Here is a 26,115-nt window from a genome sequence, read left to right as displayed (position 1 = left end):
AGGTGGTTGCCCTTGCCGGACTGGTCGTAGAGGACGGTGATGACGCAGCTGGTACCGGCACAGAAGGAGTCCTGCGCGGCGGCGTCGGCGTATCCGCCGGCGCTCAGCAGGCCGATGTCCCTGGTCGCGTTGTCGGAGGCACGCCTGACCTGGTACAGCGGGCCGTTGTACGCGCCGTACAGGGCCCGGGTGGTGCTGTGCGCGGCGACGCACGGCGTGCCACCGGCGCGGTAGAGGTCGCACGGCCCCTGGGTGGCCGCCTGCGAGGTCCCGGCCGTGGCGGTGAGCAGGCCGGCGGCAAGCACGGTGGTGGTGCCGGCCGCCAGGAACGCCCGTCGGAGGCGGTGCATCCACGGTTTGATCATGAGGAACTCCTTCACTGGGTGGGGTGTGGAGTGAGCGGTCCGGTTCGGCTCCGTCCGTCGCCACCGGACCCGGCTCGGACTGCCGCCTGTCAGGTCCAGGGGCGGCGCCTGAGTTTTGTTAGCGCTAACAATCCCGGCCGGGAAGGGGCGCGCGTGATGACGGCACGGACACCTCCCGTGCCGCAACGGGCATCACTATGGCCAGCCGCCAGGACACCGTCAAGACATCGCGCATGGACGGACCCTCCAGGAAGGGGTCGAGGTCACGCGCCACGGCTCGGTGGCGCGTGACCTCGCGTCAGGGCCGGGCTCAGGCCGGGTAGGGCAGTTCGGCTTCCCGGGTGCCCGCGGGGCTGCCGTGCAGCGCACCGTCCGGGCCGCCGATCCGCAGCTGCCAGGGGTGCGGGCTGTCGGTGGCCACCCGGATCCGGTCGCCGGTGCGGCGCACGTCGAAGCGGGCGGTCTCGCCGGGGCCGTCGCTGCGCGGGATCACCACGGTGCGCTCGGCACCGTCCGCGAAGGCGTGGACCCGCAGTTCGACGCCGTCGGCCCAGGCGGAGACCGGGCGCTGGTCGTCCGCCCCGAACGGGATGACGGAATCGGGCCGGGCGAGCAGCGGCAGGGTGTGGAAGCCGTGCCGCTCCCGCACCCAGCGCGGGCCGGTGACCTGATCGCCCGTGAGGACGTTGGTCCACGTCCCCTCGGGCACGTAGTACTCGACCGCGCCGTCCTCGGTGAAGACGGGCGCGACGAGCAGGTCGTCGCCGAGCAGGTACTGCCGGTCGAGCGTGGCGGCGGCCGGGTCGTCCGGGAACTCCAGCACCATCGCCCGCATCACCGGGACGCCGGTGGCGTGGGCCTGCTGCGCCGCGCGCTGGAGGTACGGCGCGAGCCGGTGCTTGAGCAGGGTGAACTCGCGGGTGACCTCGACCGCCTCGTCACCGAACTCCCACGGCACCCGGTACGACTTGCTGCCGTGCAGCCGGCTGTGCGAGGAGAGCAGGCCGAACTGGGTCCAGCGCTTGAAGACGGCGGGAGTCGGGGTGCCCTCGAAGCCGCCGATGTCGTGGCTCCAGAAGCCGAAGCCGGACAGGCCGAGGGACAGGCCCCCGCGCAGCGACTCCGCCATGGCGTTGAAGTGCGACTCGCAGTCCCCGCCCCAGTGAACCGGGTACTGCTGCCCGCCCGCGGTGGCGGACCGGGCGAACAGCATCACCTCCCCCTCTCCGCGCTCCTCGCGGAGCAGCTCGAACACCGCCCGGTTGTAGAGGTGGGTGTAGTAGTTGTGCATCCGCTCGGGGTCGGAGCCGTCGTGCCACACCACGTCGGTGGGGATGCGCTCGCCGAAGTCGGTCTTGAAGCAGTCGACACCGACGTCCAGCAGGGCGCGTAGCTTGTCGGTGTACCAGGCGGTGGCGGCGGGGTTGGTGAAGTCCACCAGGGCCATGCCCGGCTGCCAGAGGTCCCACTGCCAGACGCTGCCGTCCGGGCGCCGCACCAGGTAGCCCTCGCGCATGCCCTCGGCGAACAGCTCCGACTTCTGCGCGATGTACGGGTTGATCCACAGGCAGATGCGCAGCCCCTGCTCCTTGAGCCTGGCGAGTATGCCGGCCGGGTCCGGGAAGGTGTCCGGGTCCCAGCGGAAGTCGCTCCACTGGTACCCGCGCATCCAGAAGCAGTCGAAGTGGAACACGCTCAGCGGGATGCCGCGCTGGGCCATGCCGCCGACGAAGCGGTTGACGGTGGCCTCGTCGTACTCGGTGGTGAAGGAGGTGGTCAGCCACAGGCCGAGCGCCCAGGCCGGGGGCAGGGCCGGGCGACCGGTGAGCGCGGTGTAGCGCTCCAGGATCGCCTTGGGGCTCGGGCCGTGGACGACGAAGTACTCCAGCGACTGGTCCTCGACGCTGAACTGCACCTGGCCGACTGACTCGGAGCCGACCTCGTAGCTGACCTTGCCGGGGTGGTTGACGAAGACGCCGTAGCCCCGGTTGGTCAGGTGGAACGGGACGTTCTTGTAGGCCTGTTCGCTGCTGGTGCCGCCGTCCGCCTGCCAGATGTCCACCACCTGGCCGTTGCGGACGAACGGGGTGAACCGCTCCCCCAGGCCGTAGACCAGTTCGCCGACGCCCAGGGCGAGTTGTCCGAGCAGGTGGTGGCGGCCGTCGGCGTCGGTGACGAAGCCGGTGCCACGCTCCCCCACCGTGGTCAGGACCCGCCCTCCGGCGGTGAACTCCAGCTGCCACGGCGTGGAGGTGTCCACCCGCAGCGTCAGTTCGCCGGCGCAGAGCTCCACGACGTCGCCGTCGCGGCGCACCTTCCCGGCGCCCGCCTCGGCCCCGGGCAGCGCGAACTCGGGCCCGCTGCGCACCGACCCCGCGTGGTGGGTGGTGCGCACGCCGATCACGCCCTCGGCGGGGGACCAGCACTCCACGGTCAGCAGCGGGCTGTTGAGCGTGTCACCACGGCCGCGCACGTGCTTCACGGGCGCGTAGAGGGTCATCCGGTCCTCGCCGGTGCGGACGTCGGCGACCTCGGTGGCGTAGCGCGCGGTGACGCCCGGGCGCATCAGCCAGTAGCCGTCGGTGAACTTCATCGTGCGCGTTCCTCCGTCCGCGCGCGGTGCGCGGTGATCAGGCCCCGGTACCAGTGGTAGCTGTCCTTGGGCGTGCGGGTCAGGGTTGCGTAGCCGACGTGGACCAGGCCGAAGCGCTGCGCGCAGCCGCGGGCCCACTCGAAGTTGTCCAGCAGGGACCAGCGGTAGTAGCCACGCACGTCGACCCCGGCCGCGACGGCGTCGGCGACGGCGGCGAGGTGGCCGGCCAGGTAGTCGATCCGTTCCGCGTCGTGCACCCGGCCGTCGGGGGCGACGCTGTCGGCTTCGGCGGAGCCGTTCTCGGTGATCCAGATCGGCGGGAGCCTCGGATAGCGGGCGTGCAGCCCGGTGAGCAGCTCGGTGAACGCGGACGGGATGACCGGCCGGCCCATGGTGGTGAGCCGGGTGCCGTACGGGTTCGGTTCGCTGACGCCGATGTCCGTGGCGGTGCGCCGTTCCGGGTCGGCCTCGCGGTGCGGGGCGGCCGCGATGGTGACCGGCCGGTAGAAGTTGATGCCGACGAAGTCCAGCGGCTCGCCGATCAGTTCGAGGTCGCCGGGCCGTCGCCACGGGCCGTCCGCGAGCCCCGGCCAGGTCTCGTCCTCGTGCTCGGGGTAGCGGCCGGTGAACAGCGGCGCGGTCCAGACCTCGTTGTGCAGGACCTCGGCGCCGCGCAGTGCGGCGAGGTCCTCGGACCGGCCGGAGGCGGGGTGGAGGCGGTCGAGGTCGACGCCGGAGGGCACGGTGCTCACAGCTCCGGCGCCAGCCCGCGCTCGCGCAGCCAGGCCAGCTGGACGGGCGGGTTGGAGCCGCAGCCGCCGGCGTGGTCGGCGAACGGCCACACCGTCATGGTGCGGTCCTCGCCCGCGTAGTGGTTGAAGGCGGCGTAAACCGTCCGGGGCGGGCAGACCGGGTCCATCAGGCCGATGCTGAACAGGGCCGGAGCGGTGGCCCGCTGGGCGAAGTGGACACCGTCGAAGTACGCGAGGGTGGCGAAGGTCGGCTGCACGCGCTCCCGGCTGTGCCAGCGCAGGTAGCTGACGAGCTCCTGGTACGGGCCGTCCAGAGAGGTCTGCGCGCCCTCGCGGTAGTGGCACAGGAAGGGGACGTCCGGCATCACGGCGGCCACCCGGTCCCCGCTGAGCCCGGCGACGGCGAGGGACAGGCCGCCGCCCTGGCTGCCGCCGGCCACGACGATCCGGTCGGCGTCGAGACCGGGCAGCTGCGCGACGGCGTCGACGGCGCGCACGCAGTCGGTCATCAGCCGCCGGTAGTAGTGGTTCTCGGGGGAGTCGATGCCCTTGGTCATGAAGCCCCCGACCCACTGGGTGCCGTCGCCCGTACCCCGGTCCGGGGTGTCGTGGCCCTGGCCCCGGCTGTCGACGACGAGCTGGGCGTAGCCGGCGGCGGACCAGAACAGGTGCTCGGTGGGCAGCCCGCGACCACCGCTGTACCCCTGGTAACCGACGACCACGGGCAGCGGCCCGTCCACGCCGCGCGGGCGCAGCAACCAGGCGGCCACCGGCTCGCCGTTCCAGCCGGGGAAGCGCACGTCGTCGACCTCGACGGTGCGCAGTCCGGACTGCGCGGTGACGCGTTCGGCCTTGACCGCACCGCCGTGCGAGCGGGCCTCGGCGAGGGTGCGCTGCCAGAACTCGTCGAAGTCCTGCGGGGCGATCGACTCGGGCCGGTAGCCGGCGAGTTCGTCGGCACCGAAGTCGGTGACGGGCATGGGGGATTCCTCCGGGTGCTGCGAGTTCGAGGTCACGTGGTGGGGTGTGAGCAGGGACATCCGGGCCGCCTCCGGGCGGCTGGTGACTGCGGGTCGGGGCCCGTGTGGCGGGCGGGATCGCCCGGGCGGTGAGTCGGGCTGGAACGGGTGGCGGCCAGTCTCCCCTCCGGACGGACCGCCGGTCGGTGGGGCGCCGACGTCAGCCGGCTGCGGCGAAGCGGAAGACGGAGAGCCGGAAGTCGCCGTGCAGGGTCAGGCTCACGTCCTGCACGCCGTCGAGTGGGGCGGCGAGTTCGGCGGTGGTGCTCGTCCAGGCGTAGCGGTCGCCGGTCACGGGCACGTCGATGTCGGCCAGCAGCCGCCCGCCGGCCCGGACCTCCAGTCGGGCAGCGCCGTTCGCGTCGTCCGCGCGGGCGGTCTCGACCTCGACCCGGACCGCCCCCGTCACAGCGGAGGCGCGGAACAGGAGCGCGGCGGGCTGCCGGGGGTCGGTGGGAGTGACGGCGTCGCCGTCGGCGCGGGTGGCGTCGACGATGGTGATGTCCGTGTGGTCGTCGAAGTCGACGGCCCGGACGGTCCGTCCGACGACGGCGCGGGCAGCGGGCGCCGCCCCGGTCACGGTGAGCGGCGTGACGAGGACCTCGTTCTCGGCCGACCGCGCCACGACGACCTCGTAGTCGCCGGGGTCGACGGCGAAGGCGCCCGTGGCGACGTCCCAATGGGCGAACCGCTCGGCCGGCAGCCGGAACGTCAGTGCGCGGGTCTCCCCCGGCTCCAGGCGGACCTTGCGGAAGTCGGCCAGGCGCAGCCGGGGCGCCGCGTGGCGGGCGTCCAGGGCCCGGACGTAGACCTGGACGACGTCGCCACCGGATCGCCGGCCGCGGTTCTCCACGGTGACGGTGAGGTCGACCGCGCCGTCCGGGCCGATCGACGGCTGCGACAGGCGCGGGTCGCGGTAGGCGATGTCGGTGTAGGACAGCCCGTGGCCGAAGGGGTAGAGGGCGGCGCCCTGGTGGTACTGGTAGGTCCAGCCGGCCTTGATGATGTCGTAGTCGAGCGGGGCGGGCAGCGGGTCGTCGCCCCGGTACCAGGTCTGCGGCAGCCGACCGGTGGGCTCGGCCTCGCCGAGCAGCACGGCGGCCAGCGCGTGTCCTGTTTCCTGCCCGCCGTGGGAGGTCCACACCACCGCGGGCAGGTGCTCGTCGGCCCAGTCGACGGCGTAGGGGTAGCTGCTCATCACGATCAGTGCCGTCTGCGGGCGGGCTTCGGCGACGGCGCGCAGCAGGTCCTCCTGGCCCTCGGGCAGGCGGATGTCGGCGCGGTCCTCGGTCTCGCGGCCGTTGATCATCGGGTGGTTGCCCAGGACGACGACGGCGGCGTCCGCCGTCGCGGCGGCCTCGCGCGCCTCGGCGCGGCCGTCGCGCAGCAGCTCGCGCTGCCAGCGCTCGGCGGTGTCCGGCGTCTCGGCGGTGACCGTCACCCGGCCGTCGGTCGGATCCACGGCGGCGTAGCGGCCGGTGAACACGTTGCGCAGCACCACGGTGTCCTCGCCGGCCGGTTCGAACCGGAAGGTCTCCTTGACGAACCAGGCCTTGATGACGTCCTGGTCGGCGGCCAGGCCCTCGTCGTCCTGGAGGGTCAGATAGCGGCCGGTGTCGACGGCGCGCAGCGTGGAGGCGCCGCCGCCCCAGTCGGTCACGTCCAAGGAGGTCTTGCCGAGCAGGTCACCGGTGGTGCGCGAGCGCAGGGCGATCCGGTCGCAGCCCTCCACCCGGACGATCTCGCCGCCGTGCGGGGCGAGGGCCGCGGCGAGGCCGGTGGCCAGGCCGACCCGGTACGGCATGGTGCCGCTATACCAGTCCTCGAGGAGCACGTCGGCGAGCGGGCCGATGACGGCGATCCGCGGCGTGTGGGCGGGGTCGAGCGGCAGCAGGCCGTCGTTCTTGAGCAGGACGGCCGACTGGGTCGCGGCCTGCCGGGCCAGCGCGCGGTGCTCGGCGCAGTCGATCACCTCCGGGCCGATGGCGGCGTACGGGTCCAGCTCGGGGTCGAACTCGCCGAGGCGGAAGCGCACTTCGAGCTGGCGGCGGACGGCGCGGTCCACGTCGGCTTCCTCGATCAGGCCGCGTTCCAGCGCCTCGCGCAGCCGGCCGACCACGGTCTCCGTGTCCTCGCCGTGGTCGGTGAAGCTGTCGATGCCGGCCTTGAGCGCGGCCGCGTGGGACTCGGCGTGGTCGTCGAAGTAGTGCTCCGGGTCGACCAGGTTGGAGGGGGCCTCGGCGTCGCTGACCACGAACAGCTCGTGCCCGGTCGGCCGGGCCCAGCGGCGCAGCTCCGCCTCGATCAGCGGACTCACGTGGCAGGGGCGGCCGTTGACCAGGTTGTAAGCGGCCATCGCGCCGGTCGCGGCGCCCGAGGCGATGACGGGCCGGAAGGCGGCGAGGTCGTACTCCTGGAGCACGCGCGGACGCAGGGCGGAGGAGGTGGTGCAGCGGTCGTCCTCGTTGTTGTAGGCGAGGAAGTGCTTGAGCACCGGGGCGGCCCGCAGGTAGTCCGGGTGATCGCCGGTCAGACCGCGGCAGAACGCCTCTCCGATGCGCGCGGTGTGCACCGGGTCCTCGGAGTAGCCCTCCTCGTTGCGCCCCCAGCGCGGGTCGCGCAGCAGGTTGAGCACCGGAGCCCAGGACTGCAAGGAGTTCGGCCCGCGCTCGGTGCTGCCGACGGCCGGCGGGCGGTGGTGGTGGAAGGCCCGCAGCTCGGTGGAGACCGCCTCGGCGACCCGGCGCACCAACTCCTCGTCCCAGCTGGCGCCCAGGCCGACGGCCTGCGGGAACACCGTCGCCACACCGAGCCACGAGACGCCGTGAAGGCCCTCGCTGCCGGTACGGAAGGGGCCGACGCCCAGTCGCGGCACCGCCGGCGCGTACTGGTGCAGCATCGCGAGCCGCTCGTCGGGCGTGAGCCGCCGGAGCAGGTCGTCGACACGCTCCCGCAGGGCGAGCGTGGGATTGCGGAAGCCGGGCAGGCCGGCAGCGGACACGGAACTCACGTGGAACACCCTTCGGGCGGGCTCGGCTCGGCGACCGGATGATCGAAGCGTTTCGACGCTGGCATGCTCCGACAGGACTGTCAACTCCCCAGAGAACAAACGATTTTGGATTTGTTCAGCCTCTTGCCCAACTGGTAACGCGTCGTTAGTCTCGCCGAAACATCCAAGCGCTTCGACGCTTCGGCGCTTTGATGCTTCAACGCTTCGACGGAGAGGGCCACGCCATCATGAGATCCGGGTTGAACCGCAGGAGCTTCCTCACCACCGCCGCCACGGTCGCGGGAGCCGCCGCGATGGCACCCCTGCTGTCCGCCTGCGGCGGCGGCTCGGACAAGAAGGCCGGGGCGAACACCAGGGAGGGCCTCAAGGCCGCCCTGCCGACCTACGTGCCCAACGCCAACGCGGTCAAGCCGGACATAGCCCCTGTGCAGGGCATGGGCGACGCCGCGACCGACCCGGCCTACCTCTCCTACCCGGCCTCCCCGCCCACCAGCGTCTCCGGCGTCCCGGGCAAGGGCGGCAGCTACACGGCGATCACCCCGCTGTGGGGCACGGCCCCACCGGTCGGCAACTCCTTCTACCAGGCGATGAACAAGGCACTCGGAGTCGACCTGACCGTCAAGCCGACGGACGGGATCAACTACAACACCATCATCCCGACGATGACCGCCGCCAAGAAGCTCCCGGACTGGATCAACCTGCCGGCCTGGATGAGCAGCAACTTCAACACCGGTGGGCTGGCCGGCACCCAGCTCGCGGACCTGACCCCCTACCTGTCCGGCGACAACATCAAGAAGTACCCCAACCTGGCCGCCCTGCCCACCGGCGCCTGGCAGCACGGCGTCTGGAGCGACAGGCTCTACGGGATCCCCTGCTTCTCCACCAGCTTCGGCATCCCCGGCGCCACCTTCTACCGCCGGGACATCCTGGAGGCCCGGGGCATCACCGCCGACCAGGTGAAGTCCGCCGACGACCTGATGAACCTCGGCAAGGAACTGACCGAGGCCAAACGGGGCGTGTGGGCCTTCGACGACGTGTGGACCTACCTCCAGTTCTCCTGGAACGTCCCCATGAACTGGCGGATCGACAACGGCAAGCTGGTCCACCCGTTCGAGACCCAGGAGTTCCTGGAGGCCATCGACTGGCACTACCGCCTGGCCACCTCGGGCTCGATGCACCCGGACGCGCTCGCCGGTGACGTCGCCAACAGCTCAACCCGCTTCTACAGCGGCAAGACGCTCATCGGGGGCGGCGGACTGGGCGCGTGGAACCTGGCCGACCACCAGTCCGGCACCGCCGCCGACCCGAACTACCGCCGCGGCGCCTTCAACGCCATCACCGCCGACGGCAAGGGCGCGCCGGTGATCTACATGGGTGCCGCCGCCAGCATGATCAGCTACCTCAACGCCCGTCTGAAGCCGGAGCAGATCCAGGAACTGCTCGCCGTCGCGAACTACCTCGCCGCCCCCTACGGCACCGCGGAGTACACCATGGTCAACTTCGGTGTCGAGGGCCTCCACCACACCCGGGTGGACGGCATGCCGACCTTCACGGAGGAGGGGAAGAAGGACGTCCAGGTGACGACCTACCAGTTCCTGGCCGCTTCCGGCTCCGTGCTCAGCAACCCGGGCGGCGAGCAGATCACCAAGGACTTCGCGAGCTGGTCTGCCGCCAACGTCAAGTACCTCACCAAGCCGCCCTTCTGGGGCATGAACCTCAGCATGCCGCAGGCCATCGCCTCGGCATCGGCCGCGCAGAACGTCAACGACACCCTCAAGGACTGCTACCACGGCAAGAAGAAGGTCTCCGAGTTGCAGGACGCCATCGCCAGCTGGCGCAACGGCCCCGGGGAGCGGCTCAAGCAGTGGATGACCGACAACGTCCTCGACAAGTACGGCACCGGCCAGTGAGCACCGCGGCCCCGAAGCAGCCTGCCGGCCCCGCGCGGCTCAACTGGCGGACCAGGCTGCGGCGCGACAAGTCCCTCCTGCTGATGACGGTGCCAGCGGTCGTCCTGCTCCTGGTGTTCAACTACGTCCCGCTGTTCGGCATCGTCACCGCCTTCCAGGAGTACGACCCGCTGGTCGGGGTCTGGCACAGCGAATGGGTGGGCTTCGACCAGTTCCAGCAGCTGTTCGGCGACCCGGCCTTCTGGGCCTCGCTGCAGAACACGCTGTACCTCAGCTTCGTCCAGCTGATCCTCTTCTTCCCGGTCCCCATCGCCCTGGCTCTGCTGCTCAACTCGGTGATCAGCGAGCGGGTCCGCAACTTCTTCCAGTCCGTCGTCTACCTGCCGCACTTCTTCTCGTGGGTGCTGGCGGTCACGATCTTCCAGCAGATGCTCGGCGGCGCCGGCGTGCTCAATCAGTTCCTGCGCCAGCACGACATCGGCACCTGGGACATCATGACCAACCCGCACACCTTCGCCCTGCTGGTCACCTCGCAGGCGATCTGGAAGGAGGCGGGCTGGGGCATCATCGTCTTCCTCGCTGCGCTGAGCGCGATCAACAGCGAGCTGTACGAGGCCGCGGCCGCCGACGGCGCCGGGCGGCTGCGGCGGATGTGGCACATCACGCTGCCGGGCCTGCGCGGGGTGATCGTGCTCATGCTGGTCCTGCGGCTCGGCAACGCCCTGTCCGTCGGGTTCGAGCAGTTCCTGGTCCAGCGCGACGCCGTCGGCCACGAGGCCGCGGACGTCCTGGACTCCTTCTCCTTCTACTACGGCATCGCCACCGGCGGTTACAGCTACGGCGCGGCGGCCGGGCTCTTCAAGAGCGTGGTCTCGCTGCTGCTCATCTGGGGTGCCAACAAGCTGGCGCACGCCTTCGGCGAGGACGGGCTGTACCGCAATTGACATCCTCCCCCTCGTGAACGAGGGGGATTCCCCTCAGCCTCGCGGCTGAGCCGCTGCGCGTGTGCGCTGCGGTGGGACGACTTCCTGCTTCACTGACGACTGCCCGCCCGGAGTGCTCCGTTGAGGTCTTACACCGTCTCCACAGGCTGTAACCGCCAGCCCGGCGGCCAGAATGTTGCGAGCTGCGTTGACGTCCCGGTCGTGGGCCGTCCCGCAGTCACACGTCCACTCGCGGACGTTGAGCGGCATCCTGCCGTGCAGGGTGCCGCAGGCCGAGCACAGCCCAGAGGAGGGGAACCACCGGTCAACGGTGATCACCTCGCGCCCGTACCAGTCTGCCTTGTACTCCAGCATCGACCGCATCTCGGACCAGCTCGCGTCGCTGATCGCGCGGGCCAGCTTGCGGTTCTTGAGCATGTTGCGGACCGTCAGATCCTCGATCACGACCGTTTGGTTTTCACGGACGAGTCGGGTGGTGAGCTTGTGCAGGAAGTCCCTGCGCCGGTCGGCAATCTTCGCGTGGACGCGGGCGACCTTCCTGCGGGCCTTCTCCCGGTTGGCCGAGCCCTTGGCCTTGCGGGCATGTTCCCGCTGGGCCCTGGCCAGGCGTTCCCGGTCGGCGCGCTCGTGCTTCGGAGTGGTGACCTTCTCCCCGGTGGAGAGCGTCACCAGGCTGGTGATCCCGGCGTCGATGCCCACCGCCGCATGGATGGGCGCCGGCATCGACGGCCGGTCATCGCACAGAAGGGAGACGAACCACCGGCCCGCGCTGTCCTGCGACACGGTCACCGTGGACGGCGACCGCCCCTCGGGGAGCGGCCGGGACCACACGATGTCCAGAGGCTCCGTCATCTTGGCCAGCGTGAGCCGACCATCCCGGTAGCGGAACGCACTGGTGGTGTACTCGGCGGACTTGCGGGACTTCTTCTTCGACTTGAACGCCGGATACTTCGCCCGCTTCAGCCAGAAGTTGGAGAACGCCCCTTGCAGATGCCGAAGGGCCTGCTGCAACGGAACGGAGGAGACCTCGGAGAGGAACGACAGTTCCTCGGTCTTCTTCCACTCGGTCAGCATGGCCGACGTGGCGTTGTAGTTCACCCGCTCCTGACGCATCGTCCACGCCTCGGACCGGGCGGCCAGCGCTTTGTTGTACACGAGCCTCACGCACCCGAACGTGCGCGACAGTTCGGCCGCCTGCGCATCGGTCGGATAGAAGCGGAACTTGAAAGCCCGCTTCACGTGAGCGGTCGTCACGTATCACACACTAACACCCATCCTTGTGACGACCTGTGGGCAGTTGGTGGACAACGGTCCGCCTTGACGGAGAATCGCCGACCCTGCCCCGCTGCGCGGGCGGCCCAATTCCTCCCCGGCCTGAAGGCCGGCGTTCCTTGGAGGCATCCGATGACGAACGCACTCACCATGGGTTCGCGGGGCGAGAAGCGCCGCACCGCCACAGCAGCCGCCCGCCGCCGGGCCCGCTCCACGCGCCCGCCCTGGGACGAGCCGCCCACCGCCGTCGGCCAGGCCGCCAAGGGCCTCACGCTCGGCGGGACGCTCGCCGTCATCCTGGTCCCGCTCTGGATCATCGTCCTGACCAGCTTCTCCACCCCCGGCGCCATCAACCGGGCCGGCGGCCTGGTGATCTGGCCGGACGGCCTGACCACTGAGACGTACCGCCAGATGCTCGGCGATCCGACGATCGTCACCGCGCTGGGCGTGAGCCTGGGCATCACCGTGGTCGGCACCGCCGTGTCCATGGCCGTCTCCATCCTGTGTGCCTACGGCCTCTCCCGGCCCCGGTCGTTCGGGCAGCGCTTCGTCCTGCTGCTGCTGCTCACCACGATGTTCGTCGGCGGCGGCCTGATCCCGAGCTTCCTGGTCGTCACCGGCCTCGGTGGCTACGGCCAGTGGTGGGCGCTGATCCTGCCGAGCGCGGTCTCCGTCTTCAACATCCTGGTGCTGCGCGCCTTCTACCAGGAGACCTCCTCCGAACTGATCGACGCGGCCCGGATGGACGGAGCCGGGCACTGGCGGATCCTGTGGTCCGTCGTGCTGCCCACCTCACGCGCCGTCACCGCCGTCACCGCGCTGTTCTACGCCGTCGGGTACTGGAACTCCTTCTTCAACGTGATGCTCTACATGCCGACGGACAGTGAGAAGTGGCCGCTCCAGTACGTGTTGCTCACCTACGTCAACCGGGCGAACGGCCTGCCCGGTTCGGTCAATTCGGGCTTCGGGAACACCAGTGTGCAAACCGCCCCGCTGTCGCTGCAGATGGCGGTCGTGGTCCTCACCCTGGTACCACTGGTGATCGTGTACCCGTTCGTGCAGAAGCACCTGCGCACCGGTGTCCTCACCGGAGCGATCAAGGGCTGAGCCGCCCGCACCGGTCCGGCACGCCCCGGCCGGACCGGGGACCGGACCGGGAACACGCCCTCAACGGAACCGACACGAAGGAAGCAGCGCGATGGTGACACTCGCCGATGTGGCCAGGCACGCCGGCGTCTCGTCGAGCACGGTCAGCTACGCCCTCAGCGGCAAGCGCCCGATCTCCGACGAGACCAGGACCCGCATCGAACGGGCCGTCACGGACCTCGGCTACCACCCCAACGCGGGCGCCCGGGCCCTGGCCGGCAAGCGCTCGCACATCATCGCCCTCGTCGTGCCGCTCAACCCCGAGGTGCACGTGCCCACGATGATGGAGATCGCCATCGCCGTCACCGTCGCGGCCCGCGAACACGGCTACGACGTCCTGCTGCTCACCAACGACGAAGGCCCCGAAGGCGTCCGCCGCGTCGCCGCCACCGGACTCGCCGACGGCGTCATCCTCATGGACGTCCGCCTCGACGACGACCGCATACCGGTGCTGCGCGCCCAGGACATCCCGGCCGCCCTCATCGGCCTGCCCGACGACCCCAGCGGACTCTCCTGCGTCGACCACGACTTCGCCACCGCCGGCGCCCTGTGCGCCGACCACCTCGCCGACCTCGGACACCGCGACGTCGCCTTCATCGGCTACAGCAGCGGCGTCTACCGGCGGCACGCCGGCTACGCCGAGCGCACCCTGAACGGCTTCCGCGCCCGCGCCGAGCGGCGCGGCCTGCGATTCCTCCACCGGCCCTGCGAGGGCACGTACGAGAGCACCGCCGGCACCCTGGCCCGCATACTCGCGGACCGGCCCGACACCACGGGGTTCGTCGTGCAGAACGAGGCGGCGATCGGCCCGCTGCTCAGCCTGCTGCGCGCCAGCGGACGGACCGTCCCGGAGGACGCCTCCGTCGTCGCCATCTGCCCCGACACGATGGCCGAGCAGCACGCCCCCCGGCTCACCTCGGTGACCGGACCGAGGAAGGACCTCGGGCAGGTCGCCGTCGACCAGGTCATGGCGAGGATCGCCGCCGCGGCCGCCGGCCGGGAGCCGGAGCACCGGCTCGTCCTGATGCCGCCGGACCTGGTGGTCCGCGAAAGCACCGCCCCGGCCCCGCGCCGCAGTTGACACCCCTACCCGAAGGACGGTTCCCCGATGGACATCCGCCGGCTCACCGACCGCCTCGGCGGCCTCGCCTACGGCGGGGACTACAACCCCGAACAGTGGGACGCCGAGGTGTGGAAGGAGGACGACGAGCTGATGCGCCGGGCGCGCGTCAACCTCGCCACCCTGGGCGTCTTCTCCTGGGCCCTGATGGAGCCCGAGGAGGGCCGTTACGACTTCGACTGGCTCGACGCCCACCTCGACCGGCTGCACGCGGCCGGCGTCGCCGTCGACCTGGCCACCCCCACCGCCTCCCCGCCGCCCTGGTTCTCCCTGGCCCACCCGGACGCCCTGCCCGTCGGCCCCGACGGCACCCGCCTGACCCACGGCAGCCGGGACACCTACTGCCTCACCTCCCCCGCCTACCGCCAGGCCGCCCGCCGCATCGCCACCGCCCTCGCCGAACGCTACGGCGACCACCCCGCACTCGCCCTGTGGCACGTCCACAACGAGTACGTCACCCTCTGTTTCTGCGACCACACCGCCGCCGCCTTCCGCGTCTGGCTGCGTACCCGCCACGGCTCCCTGGACGCCCTCAACGAGGCCTGGGGAACGGCCTTCTGGAGCCAGCACTACACCTCGTGGGAGCAGATCCTCCCGCCCCGCACCAGCCAGTGGCACCACAACCCCGGCCAAGTCCTGGACTACAAGCGCTTCTGGTCCGACGAGACCCTCGCCGCCTACCGCGAGCAGCGCGACGCGATCCGCGCCCACAGCGACCGGCCGGTGACGACCAACCTCATGGCGCCCGACTACCAGAACCTGGACCTGTGGGCGTTCGGCCGCGAGGTCGACCTGGTCTCCATCGACCACTACCCCGGCGCACCCGGCGTCGACGCCGCCGCCCACGCCGCCTTCGACGCCGACCGGGCCCGTTCGTTCGCCGGCGGCGCCCCCTGGCTGCTGATGGAATCGGGCACCAACACCGTCTACGCGGGCGACCGCATCCTCCCCAAGGAGCCGGGCGACATCCTTCGCCATTCGCTCGCCCACATCGCCCGCGGCTCGGAGGGTGCCCTGTTCTTCCAGTGGCGCCAGTCCCGGGCCGGCGCCGAAACGTGGCACTCGGCGATGGTCCCGCACGCCGGGCCCGACAGCCGGACCTTCCGCGAGGTCACGGCGACCGGCGAGGCCGTCGCCCGGCTCGGCGGACTCGCCGGCTCCACCGTCCGGGCCGACGTCGCCGTGCTGCACGACTCCGACGCCTGGTGGGCGATGACCGTCGACGGCCTCCCGTCCGCCGAGCTCGGCTACCACCCCGCGCTGCGCCGCGCCCACCGGGCGCTGTGGGACGCCGGGCTGACGGTCGACTTCGCCCACCCCGAGCACGACCTGAGCCGCTACCGGGTCGTCCTCGCCCCCTCCCTGTTCCTGCTCACCGACGCGGGCGCCGGGAACCTGCGCCGCCACGTCGCCGACGGCGGCACCCTGCTCGTCCAGCACTTCGGCGGCATCGTCGACGAGCGCCTGCACGCCCGGCTCGGCGGCTACCCGGCCGCACCGCTGCGCGAGGCCCTGGGCATCCGCGTCGAGGAGCACCGCCCGCTGCGGCAGGGCGAGGAGGTCACGCTCTCCGACGGCTCGACGGGCTCCTCCTGGAGCGAGTCCCTGCGCACCGAAGGCGCCGAGGCGCTCGCCGCCTACACCCACGGCATGCTCGCCGGCAGCCCGGCGCTCACCCGGCACGCCTTCGGCTCCGGCCACGGCTGGTACCTCTCCACCCGCCTCGACGACGCGGCCTACACCGCCCTGGTCGGCCGGCTGCTCACGGAGGCCGGGGTCGGCCCCGACCTGCCCGGCCTGCCGGCCGGCGTCGAAGCCGTCACCCGGCACGCCCCGGACGGCCGCGCCTGGCACGTCCTGATCAACCACCGCACCGAGCCCGTCCCGCTGTCGCGGCCCGGCCACGACCTGCTCACCGGCGGCACCGTGAGCCGGCTGCCCGCCGGCGGCTGCGCCGTCCTGCGCGCATTGTGAACGCTCACTAAGTCTCTCCGCCTCATCGAGGAAGGCCACCATGAGCGACCCGCACGAGACGATTCGCTGGGGCCACGACGCCCTGGAGCTGGAGATCGCCCTGGGCGAGCACGACACCCCGCGCCTGACCCGTGTCGGTGCCCCCGGCGAGAAGACCACCGCCCCCCGCCCCGCCGCACCGCTGCCGCTGGTGGAGGTGACGACCGCCGATCTCGGCCGCTACTGGTCGGGCCGGCACCTCGTCAACACGGTTCTCGGCGGGCGCCTGCGCCACCGCGCGCACCGGGCGACCCGGGGCGGCGACTGGCACGCGCTCACCGTCGAACTCCATGACCCGGAGACCGGCCTGACCGCCGAGGCGGTCTACCGCTCCCCGGCCGGCCTGCCCGTGCTGCGCAGCGAGGTGCTGCTGCGCAATGAAGGGACGGCGACGCTGCACCTGGAATCGGTCGCCTCGCTCGTGGCGGGCTGCCTCACCGGGGGCGACCCGGTGGATCTGGACAACGCCGACCTGCTGTGGGCGGAGAACGAGTGGTTCGCCGAATGCCGCTGGCAGCGCCAGCCGCTGCGCGTGTCCTCGCCCGAACGGGGCGGCCGCTTCCCCACCACCTCCGGCCGCAGCAACCGCGTCGTGGCCGGACAGGGCGTGTGGTCCGGCTGCGGCCACCTGCCGATGGGCGGGCTGACGGACCGGGAGTCCGGCCGCACCTGGCTGTGGCAGATCGAGCACAACGGCGGCGGCTGGCGCTGGGAGTGCGGGGTCCGCGACGACACCGCCTACGCGGCGCTGCACGGGCCGACCGACGCCGACCACGGCTGGCGCCACCCCCTGGAGCCGGGCGCCGAGTTCCGTACCGTGCCCGTGGCGCTCGCCCTGGCCCCGAGCGGCGGCCCCGACGTCGCCTTCGCCGGCCTCACCCGTTACCGCCGCGCCACCCGCCGCCCGCACCCCGACCACCGGCGGCTGCCGGTGATCTTCAACGACTACATGAACTGCCTGATGGGCGACCCGACCACCGCGAAGCTGCTGCCCCTGGTCGACGCCGCCGCCGAGGCCGGCGCGGAGTACTTCGTCATCGACGCCGGCTGGTACGACGACGGCGGCAACTGGTGGAGCTCCGTCGGCGCCTGGGAGCCGTCGGCCTCCCGCTTCCCCGGGCCGAAGGGGATCCACGAGGTCCTGGACCGGATCCGGGAGCGGGGCATGGTCCCCGGCCTGTGGCTGGAGCCGGAGGCGGTCGGGGTGAACAGCCCGGTCTCCGGATCCCTGCCGGAAGAGGCGTTCTTCCGCCGCGACGGACGGCGCGTCGAGGAGGGCGGCGGCCGGTACCACCTGGACCTGCGGCACCCCGCCGCCCGCGCTCACCTGGACCGCGTGGTGGACCGCCTGGTCGGCGAGTGGGGCGTCGGCTACCTGAAGCTCGACCACAACACCGACCCGGGCTCCGGCACCAGCAGCCACCCGGGAGAGGCACCGGCGGCCGGCTTGCTCGGCCACAACCGGGCCCAACTCGACTGGCTCGACGGCATCCTGGACCGGCACCCGGACCTGGTGATCGAGAACTGCGCCTCCGGCGGCATGCGGATGGACCACGCCCTGCTCTCCCGGCTCCAGCTGCAGTCCACCAGCGACCAGCAGGACCTGCTGCGCTACGCGCCGATCGCGGCGTCGGCCCCCACCGCCGTCACGCCCGAGCAGGGCGCCGTCTGGGCCTACCCGCTGCCCGAGGACTCCCCCGACGAGGTCGCCCTGACCATGGCCAACGCGCTCCTCGGCCGCATCCACCTCTCCGGGCGGATCTCCGAACTCTCGCCGGAGACAAGGAACCTGGTCCGTGAAGCGGTGACCGTCCACAAGTCGATCCGCGCCGACCTGCCGCAGGCGCTGCCCGCCTGGCCGCTCGGGCTCCCGGGCTGGGAGGACCCGTGGATCGCCCTGGCCCTGCACACCCCCGCCACCACCTACCTCACCGTCTGGCGGCGCTCCGGCGAGCAGACCACCAGGGACCTCGGCCTGCCCCACCTGGCGGGCGCCGAGGTCCGCGTCGAGGTGCTCTACCCGGCGTCCAGCCAGGCCCGCGCCACCTGGCACCCGGACACCGCCGAACTCACTGTGATCCTGCCGGCGGCCCCGTCCGCCGTCCTGCTGCGCCTCACCAGGAGTCCGATCGAGAGGAGTTGACGATGCCCCAGGTCTCCGCGCGCGGCCCACCGCGCCGGCCCGCATCCGCACGGAACACGCTTCGCGTCCGGCCCGACCCAGGCAGCCGCACCGGGCCTCTGCCGTCCAGATCGCGGGAGTTCGTTTCCCCCACTCGAACACCACGCACCCTCACCCCACTGGAAGGACGCAATGAAATCGCCAGTCCGCTCGTGTCATGAACGCCTCATAGCCGCCGCGGCGGCCCTGGCGCTCGCGGCCACCGGCGCGATCGCCGCCGTGGCGCCGCACGCCGCCGCCGCACCGCCCGCCGTCACCGCGAGCACCGTGTCGGTGTCGGTCGACGCCGCCCTGCAGCTCGCCACCGTTCCCGCCACCGGCGTCGGCGTGAACATCCCGGTCTACGACGCCGCCATGAACGCCGCCGCCACCCCGGGCCTGCTCAGCACGGCCGGCATCAACACCGTCCGCTACCCCGGCGGCAGCCACTCCGACGCCTACCACTGGCAGACCGGCACCACCGACGACGGTTCGTACGTCGCTCCGAACACCGGCTTCGACGCCTTCATGGGCACCGTGCGCGCCGCCGGGGCGCAGCCGATCATCACCGCCAACTACGGCTCGGGCACCCCCCAGGAGGCCGCCGCCTGGGTCCGGTACGCCAACGTCACCAAGGGCTACGGCGTCAAGTACTGGGAGATCGGCAACGAGGTCTACGGCAACGGCGAGTACGGCGCCACGTGGGAGCACGACACCCACAGCAGCAAGAGCGCCACGACCTACGCGAACAACGTGCTCCAGTTCGTCTCGGCGATGAAGTCGGCCGACCCGAGCGTCAAGATCGGTGCCGTGCTGACCACCCCCGGCTACTGGCCGGACCGCATGGTCGGCCCGGGCGACACCATGGACTGGAACCACACCGTCCTGTCGATCGCCGGCTCGAAGATCGACTTCGCCATCGTGCACGCCTACCCCACCAGCACCAGCCCGGCCGACCTGCTCACCAAGCCGCAGGCCCAGAACGCCGGCATCGCCGGCGCCGTACGCTCGCTGATCAACCAGTACGCCGGATCCAACGCCCCCAACGTCGGCATCGCGGTGACCGAGGCGAACGCCCAGGCCTACCTCGACACCTCCCCCAACGGGCTGTTCGCCCCGGACAACTACCTCACCTGGCTGGAGAACGGCGCGTTCAACGTGGACTGGTGGGACCTGCGCAACGGCACCGACTGCACGAAGGTGACCACCGTCGAGGGCGCCACCGACTACAACGACGGCGGCATGGTCTCCAGCGGCTCCCCCTGCGAGCCCGCCGCCAACACGCCCTTCCCCGCCTACTACGGCATCCAGATGATCAGCAGGCTCGGCGCGCCCGGGGACACCCTGGTCAAGGCCGCCAGCTCGTCCTCGCTGCTCACCGCGCACGCCGTCCGCCGCGCCGACGGCGACGTGGCCGTCATGCTGATCAACAAGGACCCGAACAACGACGCCACGGTGAACCTCTCCTACACCGGGTTCACCCCGTCCTCCGCCACCCCGACCGTCCACTCCTACCTCAAGAACGCCCACGGGATCGGCACGGCCCAGTCCGGCAGTCCGACCACCCAGACCGTGCCCGCCTACGGCATCACGGTCGTCCGGATGCACCCGACCAGCGCCGCCTGCCGGGTCGTCTACGACAAGAACGAGTGGCAGGGCGTCATGGTCGGCTCCGTCACCGTCGTCAACAACGGCCTGGGCCAGGTCAACGGCTGGTCCCTCGGCTTCGACTTCCCCGGCGACAACGGCATCACCGACACCTGGAACGCCTCGGTGTCGCAGGGCGGCCGGAGCGTCAACGCCGGGAACGTGTCCTACAACGCCACCGTCCCGCAGGGCGGCAGCGTCCAGTGGGGCTTCAAGGCCACCTGGTCCAGCAGTGACGCCAACCCCTCCGCCTTCCGGTTCAACGGCGCCTCCTGCGCGATCGGCTGACTCCAGATCATCACCGAGTGATGAGCCGGTGGTGCCCCGGGCTCTCCAGGGCCCGGGGCACCACCACCCCGACATGCACCTTCGAAAGGAACCGACCACGTGTCAGACCAGACCCAGCCGACCGGCACCCTCCCCAACCCGGTGATCCCCGGATTCCACCCGGACCCGAGCGTCTGCCGCGTGGGCGACGACTACTACCTCGTCTGCTCCAGCTTCGAGTACTTCCCCGGCATCCCCGTCTTCCACAGCCGCGACCTGTTCAACTGGACGCAGATCGGCAACGCCCTCGACCGGCCGAGCCAGCTGCGCCTGCCGCGCGAGTCCCCGTCCTCCGGTGGGATCTACGCCCCGACGCTGCGCCACCACGACGGCCGCTTCCTGCTGATCGTCACCAACGTCAGCGGCGACGGCAACATGCTCTTCACCGCCACCGACCCGGCCGGCCCCTGGTCCGACCCGGTCCGGCTGCCCGGGGTCCCCGGGATCGACCCGGACCTCGCCTGGGACGAGGACGGCACCTGCTGGTGCACCGTCGCCGGCGTCTCCCAGGTCCGCCTCGACCCGGCGACCGGCGAAACCCTCGGCGAGCCGCAGCGGATCTGGTCCGGCGCGCCCGACGCCACGGCCCCCGAGGCCCCGCACCTGTACCGGATCGGCGAGTACTGGTACCTGATGATCGCCGAGGGCGGCACCGAGCGCGGCCACGCCGTCTCCATCGCCCGCGCCACCTCGCCCTCCGGCCCCTTCGAGCCGTGCCCGGCCAACCCGGTGCTGACCCACCGCGGCATCAACAGTCCCATCCAGAACACCGGGCACGCCGACCTCGTCCAGGCGCCCGACGGCTCCTGGTGGATGGTGCTGCTCGCCGTCCGGCCGCGCGGCGGCACCCCCGCCTGGTACGTGCTCGGCCGGGAGACCTTCCTCGCCCCGGTCGAGTGGGTGGACGGCTGGCCGGTGGTCGGCCGGGTCAGCCCCGAACTGCCCACCCCGGCCTGGCCGCTGCACCCCGTGCCCGCAGTCCCCGCCCGGGACGACTTCGACCAGGCCGAGCTGCACCCCCAGTGGATCTCGGTGCGCGAGCGCCCCGAGCACCTGTGCACCACGAAGGAGCGTTCCGGCTGGCTCACCCTGCGCGCCGCGGGCGCCTCCCTGGACGAGTACGACGTGGTGTTCGTCGGCCGCCGACAGCAGCACCTCGGCTGCCGGGCCCGCACCCTGATCGACCCCACCGGGGGCCGCGGCGGCCTCGCCGTCCGCATGGACGAGGAGCACCACTACGAGATCGAGGCGGCCGGCGGCGAGGTGAAGGTCCTCGCCCGGATCGGCTCGCTGCGCACCGAGGTCGCCTCCCGTCCGGTGCCCACCGGAGCCGTGGTGCTCGGTGTCGACGTCGTCCCGCGGCCGACGCGCGGCCCGCGCACCGGCCCCGACGACGTCGTCCTCGGCATCGAGGAGCCCGACGGCACCTTCACCGGGCTCGCCACCCTCGACGGCCGCTACCTGTCCACCGAGGTGGCCGGCGGCTTCACCGGCCGGGTCATCGGCATGTACGCCGCCGAAGGCACCGTCCACTTCGACCGGTTCGACTACGAGCCCCTCGCGCTCCCCTGACCACCCGCCAGGGGATCCTCCGCCCATTCACCCGAAGGGATGACCCGTGAACGACGCACAGCAGACCGCACGCCCCCGCAGCCGCCGCCTCCACCGGACGGCCGGCCTCGTGGTGGCCCTGGTCACCACCGGAGCCCTCTGCGGCGGCACGGCGATCGCCGCCCCCGCCGACCGGGCCCCGTCCGCGGCCGAGGCGGCCGGGGCGAAGGCCCCGCACGACCCGATGGCCGCGGTGGCCGCGATGCAGCCCAGCTGGAACCTCGGCAACACCCTCGACGCCATCCCCGACGAGACGTCCTGGGGCAATCCGCTCACCACCAAGGCCACCTTCGACGGCCTCAAGGCCCAGGGGTTCCGCAGCGTCCGGATCCCGGTCACCTGGTACCCGCACCAGTCCGACACCGCGCCCTACACCATCGACCCGGTGTGGATGAACCGGGTGAAGCAGGTGGTCGACTGGGCCCTGGAGGACGGCCTCTACGTCGAGATCAACGTCCACCACGACTCGTGGCAGTGGATCAAGAACATGTCCACCGACCACGACGCCATCGTGGCCCGGTTCAACTCCACCTGGCAGCAGATCGCCACCGCCTTCAAGGACGAGCCGCGCACGCTGCTCATGGAGAGCATCAACGAACCGCAGTTCTCCGACGCCACCGACGCCCAGAAGACTCAGTACCTGCGCGAGCTCAACACCTCGTTCCACAGCATCGTGCGCAACTCCGGTGGCAGGAACAAGGACCGCCTGCTCGTCCTGCCCTCGGAGGAGACCAACAACGCCCAGCACTGGCTGGACGACCTGTCCACCACGATCAACTCGCTGCACGACCGCAACCTGGTCGCCACCGTGCACTACTACAGCTGGTACCCGTTCAGCGTGAACATCGCCAACGGAACCACCTACGACGCCACGGCCCGGAAGGACCTCACCGAGGGCTTCGCCCGGGTGCACGACACCTTGGTCGCCAAGGGCGTCCCCGTCTACCTGGGCGAGTACGGCCTGCTCACCTCGCCCTACTCCGGCGTGGTCGAGCGCGGCGAGATGCTGAAGTACTTCGAGCACGTCAACTACGAGGCGCGGCGCAACGGCATGACCTCCGCCGTGTGGGACGCCTTCAACGACTTCCTGAACCGCTCCACCATGCAGTGGCAGGTCCCCGAGATGAAGGCCCTGATCCAGAGCTCCTGGCGGACCCGCTCGGGCACCGCCTCCACCGACAACCTCTTCGTGCCGAAGTCCGGCCCGATCGCGGCGCAGACCATCACCCTGAACCGCAACGGCCTCTGGTTCGCCGGCCTCTGGCAGGGCGACCGCCCGCTGATCCCCTTCATGGACTACACCCTCGACGGCGACAAGCTCACCCTGACCGCCGGCGCCCTCACCCGCCTCGCGGGCGACCGCGCCGCCGGGGTCAACGCCACCCTCGAAGTCCGCTACTCCGACGGCGTCCCGTGGAAGCTCTTCGTGCGCTCGTACGACAAGCCCACGATGGCCAACGCCACCGGGACGATCGACGGGCTCACCATCCCCACCCGGTTCAACGGCTCCCTGATGGCCAACGTCCAGTCCACCTACGCCGACGGCACCGCCGCCGGCCCCGCCTCCTGGACCACCTACCAGACCTTCGACAACTACCGCGCCGACTACGGCGCCAACACCACGACCGTCAAGGCCGACTTCCTGAAGTCGCTCAAGGACGGCGCCCCCGCGACGCTCACCTTCCGCTTCTGGACCGGCGACACCGTCACCTACACCGTCACCAAGTCCGGCGACACCGTGACCGGCACCGTCTCCTGATCCCTGTCCCACCGGGACGTGCCCGGACGGACGCCGTGTCCACGTGGTCCACAACTGGAACTGGCAGCCCGTCGAGGTGCCGGCACCCGTGGCGCTGACCGACGTCCTGAACGGCACCGCCCGTCACGGCCGGCGAGCCGCTCTCCCTCCACGCCTGGGACGTCCGGGTCCTCGTCGCGCACTGAACGGTGCGGTGTGGTGGAACCCTGCCGGGGCCCACCGCCTGAGGAGCCGTCCGGGCCGGGTACCGCGCGCTCAGCGCCGCCTTCGACCGTCCCGGTGCGAGGTGCGCCCGGTGGGCCGGCGTCGGTGGCCGCGCGCGCGGTGGCGGTCGACGGGCCAGCGCCTGCGCCGGACCCTGAGGGCGAGGAGGACGAGCCCGGCCGCCGCCGCCAGGGCGGCGACGACCACAGGGAGCGTCTCCCGGGCCGTACCGCCGGCGGCCCGGGCGGCGGGCGTGCTGTCGGTGGCCCCCGCCTGGGGCGAAGGGTCGGTCTGGACGGGGGCCGCGTTCGTGGGGCTTGCCGACGGGGAGGCGGGTTCGGTCGCCGCCGTCGTGGCCGTCAGCTCGATGCGACCGGCCGTACGGGCGACCGAGAAGGTCGTCCCTCCCACGCTGAGGGTGTCGCCGGAGAGCGCGGCGTCCTGCGAGCCCACCGTGAAGCTCTGGGCCCCGCCGGGAAGGACGATCTTCGCGCCCGTGACGACCTTCAGTGTGCGCAGCGTCGTCGATGTCGCCGCGCCGAGGTCGAGGACCGCGGACGCACCGGTGAGGGCGACTCCGCTGGAGGAGGCGAGCGAGGCACCGGCCACCGCGAGCGTCCCCTTGGCCACGGTGGTGGCGCCCGTGTAGGAGGCGGCGGTCAGCGTCGTCGTCGCGGTGCCGTTCTGCGTGACCGATCCGGAGCCGGACACCGCCGGGAGGGTGACGGGCGTCCGGACGTTCTGGATGATCAGCGAGCCCTCGTCGCTGACCGCGTCGAGAGCGCCCTTCGTGTGGAGACTCCCGTCCGCTCCTGCCGTCCCGGATCCGAGGCGCAGCGTGGCACCCCGCTGGATGGTGGTGGAGCCGTCGTAGAACTGCGCGGCGGCGAAGGTGACGTCGTTCCCGGACGTCCCGGCGATGACGATGTCGCCCGCCCCGGGAGCGGCGAGGGTGTCGTGGTACTTCCCGCCGCCGATGGGCAGGCCGAGGGTGACCGGGCCGTTGTAGTCGAAGGTCAGCCGCGAGCGCTGGGAGTTGGCGTGCAGGTTGATGTACGCGGTTTCGGCCGTGCCCGGCAGGAAGATCTGGTGGGTGGTGCCGTCTCCCCAGTGGACGTCCGCACCCTCGATGTTGGTGCCGCGCTTGTTCAAGTGGTGCGCGACCGGTACCAGGTTGAGGTTGCCGTTGCTCAGCGCCGGTGAGGCCGTGCCGGTGTTGTCGCTGTAGCTGTAGGTGCCCGTCAGGACCACTGTGCTGCCGGGCCGGGAGTGGACGTTGACGTCGTTGCCGTATTCGCGGCTGTAGAAGTTCTGGCGCTGGACGACCGTCTGGTTCAGCGGGGTGTCGATGATCCACGAGCCGCGGTTGAGGACGGCCTTGGCGTTCGGCAGGTCGGCCGCGCAGGTGGTGGCGGCGTAGTTGGCGCCGGTGCCGATGTCGAACACCCCGGAGAAGGGACTGCTTCCGCACAGCTGGAGCGTGCCCCACGTGTTGCGGGGCTGGAAGATCGTCCCGGAGCCGCTGATGGTGCCCAGGTTGAACAGCCGCGTGAGCGACAGGTTGAGCGTGCCGTCGACCCGGATGTTGTCCTGGTTCTGTTGGTAGCCGGGCGAGTTGTAGGGGAAGGCGCCGATCAGGCCGGTGGTTCCGCCGTTGCCGTACTGCAGGGTGGCGCCGGCGTCGACGGTGATCGCGGGCCGGTCGGGGCTGGTGACGACCACGTAGGGGTGGTTCCCGCCGGGGATGCTGACGGACTGGCCCTGCTGGGAGCCGGGCAGGGTGAAGGTGCTGTCCTTGGTGAGGATCAAGGTGCCCGTGCCGGAGACCCGCAGGGACCCCTGCCCGCTGATCACCCCCGAGTAGGTGTGCGACCCGGGCGGCACGTTCACGACGGCGTTTCCGCCGAGGACCACGTCGCTGTTGGCGAGGATCGACGAGGTGATGTCACCGTCGACCGCGACCGCGACCGCGACGGCGTCGGCCGGAGCCAGGGCCACGGGCACGGTCGTCGCGGCCACGATCGCGGACACCAGCAGTGCGTGCCGTGAACGTTTCATCGGGGGTGCTTCCTGGGTGCGGGCAGAGGTGGAAGGCGGTGCCGTGCGCTCCTCGGAGGCGCGGGCACCCGGTCGGGCCGACTGGTCGGGTCAGTGCCGGCTGGACCGGACCGGAGGCGGCGTCGCCGTTTCGCCCTGGGGAGAGTGTTAACGCTCACAATTCAGCGGGACAAGAAGCCGGGGCGGCCGTTACCCAATCTTGAC

16 protein-coding genes are annotated in these 26,115 nt (G+C 71.5%); 9 read left to right on the top strand and 7 right to left on the bottom strand.

Annotated elements, in window-relative coordinates:
- The 5 genes from ACZ3YO_RS37745 to ACZ3YO_RS37725 all read right to left on the bottom strand — a co-directional run.
- On the bottom strand, window positions 1–365 hold a 365-nt coding region (locus ACZ3YO_RS37745; RefSeq protein ID WP_465578526.1), incomplete at its 3' end, for an arabinofuranosidase catalytic domain-containing protein.
- Between the two features lie 310 nt (window positions 366–675).
- Window positions 676–2,958, bottom strand: coding sequence for an alpha-xylosidase (gene yicI, locus ACZ3YO_RS37740; RefSeq protein WP_465578525.1), 2,283 nt, complete (start codon window positions 2,956–2,958; stop codon window positions 676–678).
- Complete coding sequence (locus ACZ3YO_RS37735; RefSeq protein ID WP_465578523.1) at window positions 2,955–3,710, bottom strand: family 1 glycosylhydrolase; 756 nt, start codon at window positions 3,708–3,710, stop codon at window positions 2,955–2,957. The genes yicI and ACZ3YO_RS37735 overlap by 4 nt, the downstream gene beginning before the upstream one ends.
- Window positions 3,707–4,690, bottom strand: a complete 984-nt coding sequence (locus tag ACZ3YO_RS37730) for an acetylxylan esterase (protein WP_465578521.1) — start codon at window positions 4,688–4,690, stop codon at window positions 3,707–3,709. The genes ACZ3YO_RS37735 and ACZ3YO_RS37730 overlap by 4 nt, the downstream gene beginning before the upstream one ends.
- Window positions 4,691–4,889: 199 nt before the next feature.
- A complete protein-coding gene (locus tag ACZ3YO_RS37725) occupies window positions 4,890–7,739 on the bottom strand; it encodes a glycoside hydrolase family 3 C-terminal domain-containing protein (RefSeq protein ID WP_465578519.1) in 2,850 nt (949 codons plus the stop codon).
- Window positions 7,740–7,978: 239 nt separating this feature from the next.
- Here ACZ3YO_RS37725 and ACZ3YO_RS37720 point away from each other — a divergent pair, with 239 nt between their 5' ends.
- The gene (locus ACZ3YO_RS37720) at window positions 7,979–9,649 is read left to right on the top strand and encodes an ABC transporter substrate-binding protein (RefSeq protein ID WP_465578517.1); all 1,671 of its coding nucleotides are present in this window, start codon (window positions 7,979–7,981) and stop codon (window positions 9,647–9,649) included.
- Window positions 9,646–10,593, top strand: a complete 948-nt coding sequence (locus tag ACZ3YO_RS37715; protein ID WP_465578515.1) for an ABC transporter permease — start codon at window positions 9,646–9,648, stop codon at window positions 10,591–10,593. Before ACZ3YO_RS37720 ends, ACZ3YO_RS37715 begins: the two co-directional genes overlap by 4 nt.
- A 33-nt stretch (window positions 10,594–10,626) precedes the next feature.
- Here ACZ3YO_RS37715 and ACZ3YO_RS37710 read toward each other — a convergent pair whose 3' ends face one another.
- Window positions 10,627–11,847 carry an RNA-guided endonuclease InsQ/TnpB family protein gene (locus ACZ3YO_RS37710; protein WP_465578513.1) on the bottom strand — a complete coding sequence of 407 codons (1,221 nt, stop codon included), beginning with the start codon at window positions 11,845–11,847 and terminating at the stop codon, window positions 10,627–10,629.
- 150 nt (window positions 11,848–11,997) lie between these two features.
- On the opposite strand from ACZ3YO_RS37710, the gene ACZ3YO_RS37705 reads away from it, so the two are divergent.
- The 7 genes from ACZ3YO_RS37705 to ACZ3YO_RS37675 all read left to right on the top strand — a co-directional run bounded on the left by ACZ3YO_RS37705 (window position 11,998) and on the right by ACZ3YO_RS37675 (window position 23,649).
- Window positions 11,998–12,972: a carbohydrate ABC transporter permease gene (locus tag ACZ3YO_RS37705; RefSeq protein WP_465578511.1), complete on the top strand. Its 975-nt coding sequence runs from the start codon at window positions 11,998–12,000 to the stop codon at window positions 12,970–12,972.
- A gap of 91 nt (window positions 12,973–13,063) precedes the next feature.
- Complete coding sequence (locus ACZ3YO_RS37700) at window positions 13,064–14,092, top strand: LacI family DNA-binding transcriptional regulator (protein ID WP_465578509.1); 1,029 nt, start codon at window positions 13,064–13,066, stop codon at window positions 14,090–14,092.
- 27 nt (window positions 14,093–14,119) lie between these two features.
- Window positions 14,120–16,105 carry a beta-galactosidase gene (locus ACZ3YO_RS37695; RefSeq protein WP_465578507.1) on the top strand — a complete coding sequence of 662 codons (1,986 nt, stop codon included), beginning with the start codon at window positions 14,120–14,122 and terminating at the stop codon, window positions 16,103–16,105.
- A gap of 40 nt (window positions 16,106–16,145) precedes the next feature.
- The gene (locus ACZ3YO_RS37690) at window positions 16,146–18,287 is read left to right on the top strand and encodes an alpha-galactosidase (protein ID WP_465578505.1); all 2,142 of its coding nucleotides are present in this window, start codon (window positions 16,146–16,148) and stop codon (window positions 18,285–18,287) included.
- Window positions 18,288–18,458: 171 nt separating this feature from the next.
- Window positions 18,459–20,240: a cellulose binding domain-containing protein gene (locus ACZ3YO_RS37685; RefSeq protein ID WP_465578503.1), complete on the top strand. Its 1,782-nt coding sequence runs from the start codon at window positions 18,459–18,461 to the stop codon at window positions 20,238–20,240.
- A gap of 99 nt (window positions 20,241–20,339) precedes the next feature.
- Window positions 20,340–21,851: a glycoside hydrolase family 43 protein gene (locus ACZ3YO_RS37680; protein ID WP_465578501.1), complete on the top strand. Its 1,512-nt coding sequence runs from the start codon at window positions 20,340–20,342 to the stop codon at window positions 21,849–21,851.
- A 46-nt stretch (window positions 21,852–21,897) separates the two neighbouring features.
- Window positions 21,898–23,649 carry a cellulase family glycosylhydrolase gene (locus ACZ3YO_RS37675; protein ID WP_465578499.1) on the top strand — a complete coding sequence of 584 codons (1,752 nt, stop codon included), beginning with the start codon at window positions 21,898–21,900 and terminating at the stop codon, window positions 23,647–23,649.
- Between the two features lie 255 nt (window positions 23,650–23,904).
- Here ACZ3YO_RS37675 and ACZ3YO_RS37670 read toward each other — a convergent pair whose 3' ends face one another.
- Complete coding sequence (locus tag ACZ3YO_RS37670) at window positions 23,905–25,911, bottom strand: autotransporter (RefSeq protein ID WP_465578497.1); 2,007 nt, start codon at window positions 25,909–25,911, stop codon at window positions 23,905–23,907.
- Between the last annotated feature and the right edge of the window lie 204 nt (window positions 25,912–26,115).

The organism is Kitasatospora sp. NPDC022785 (assembly GCF_055561295.1).
This window is presented reverse-complemented; position numbering and strand designations above follow the sequence as displayed.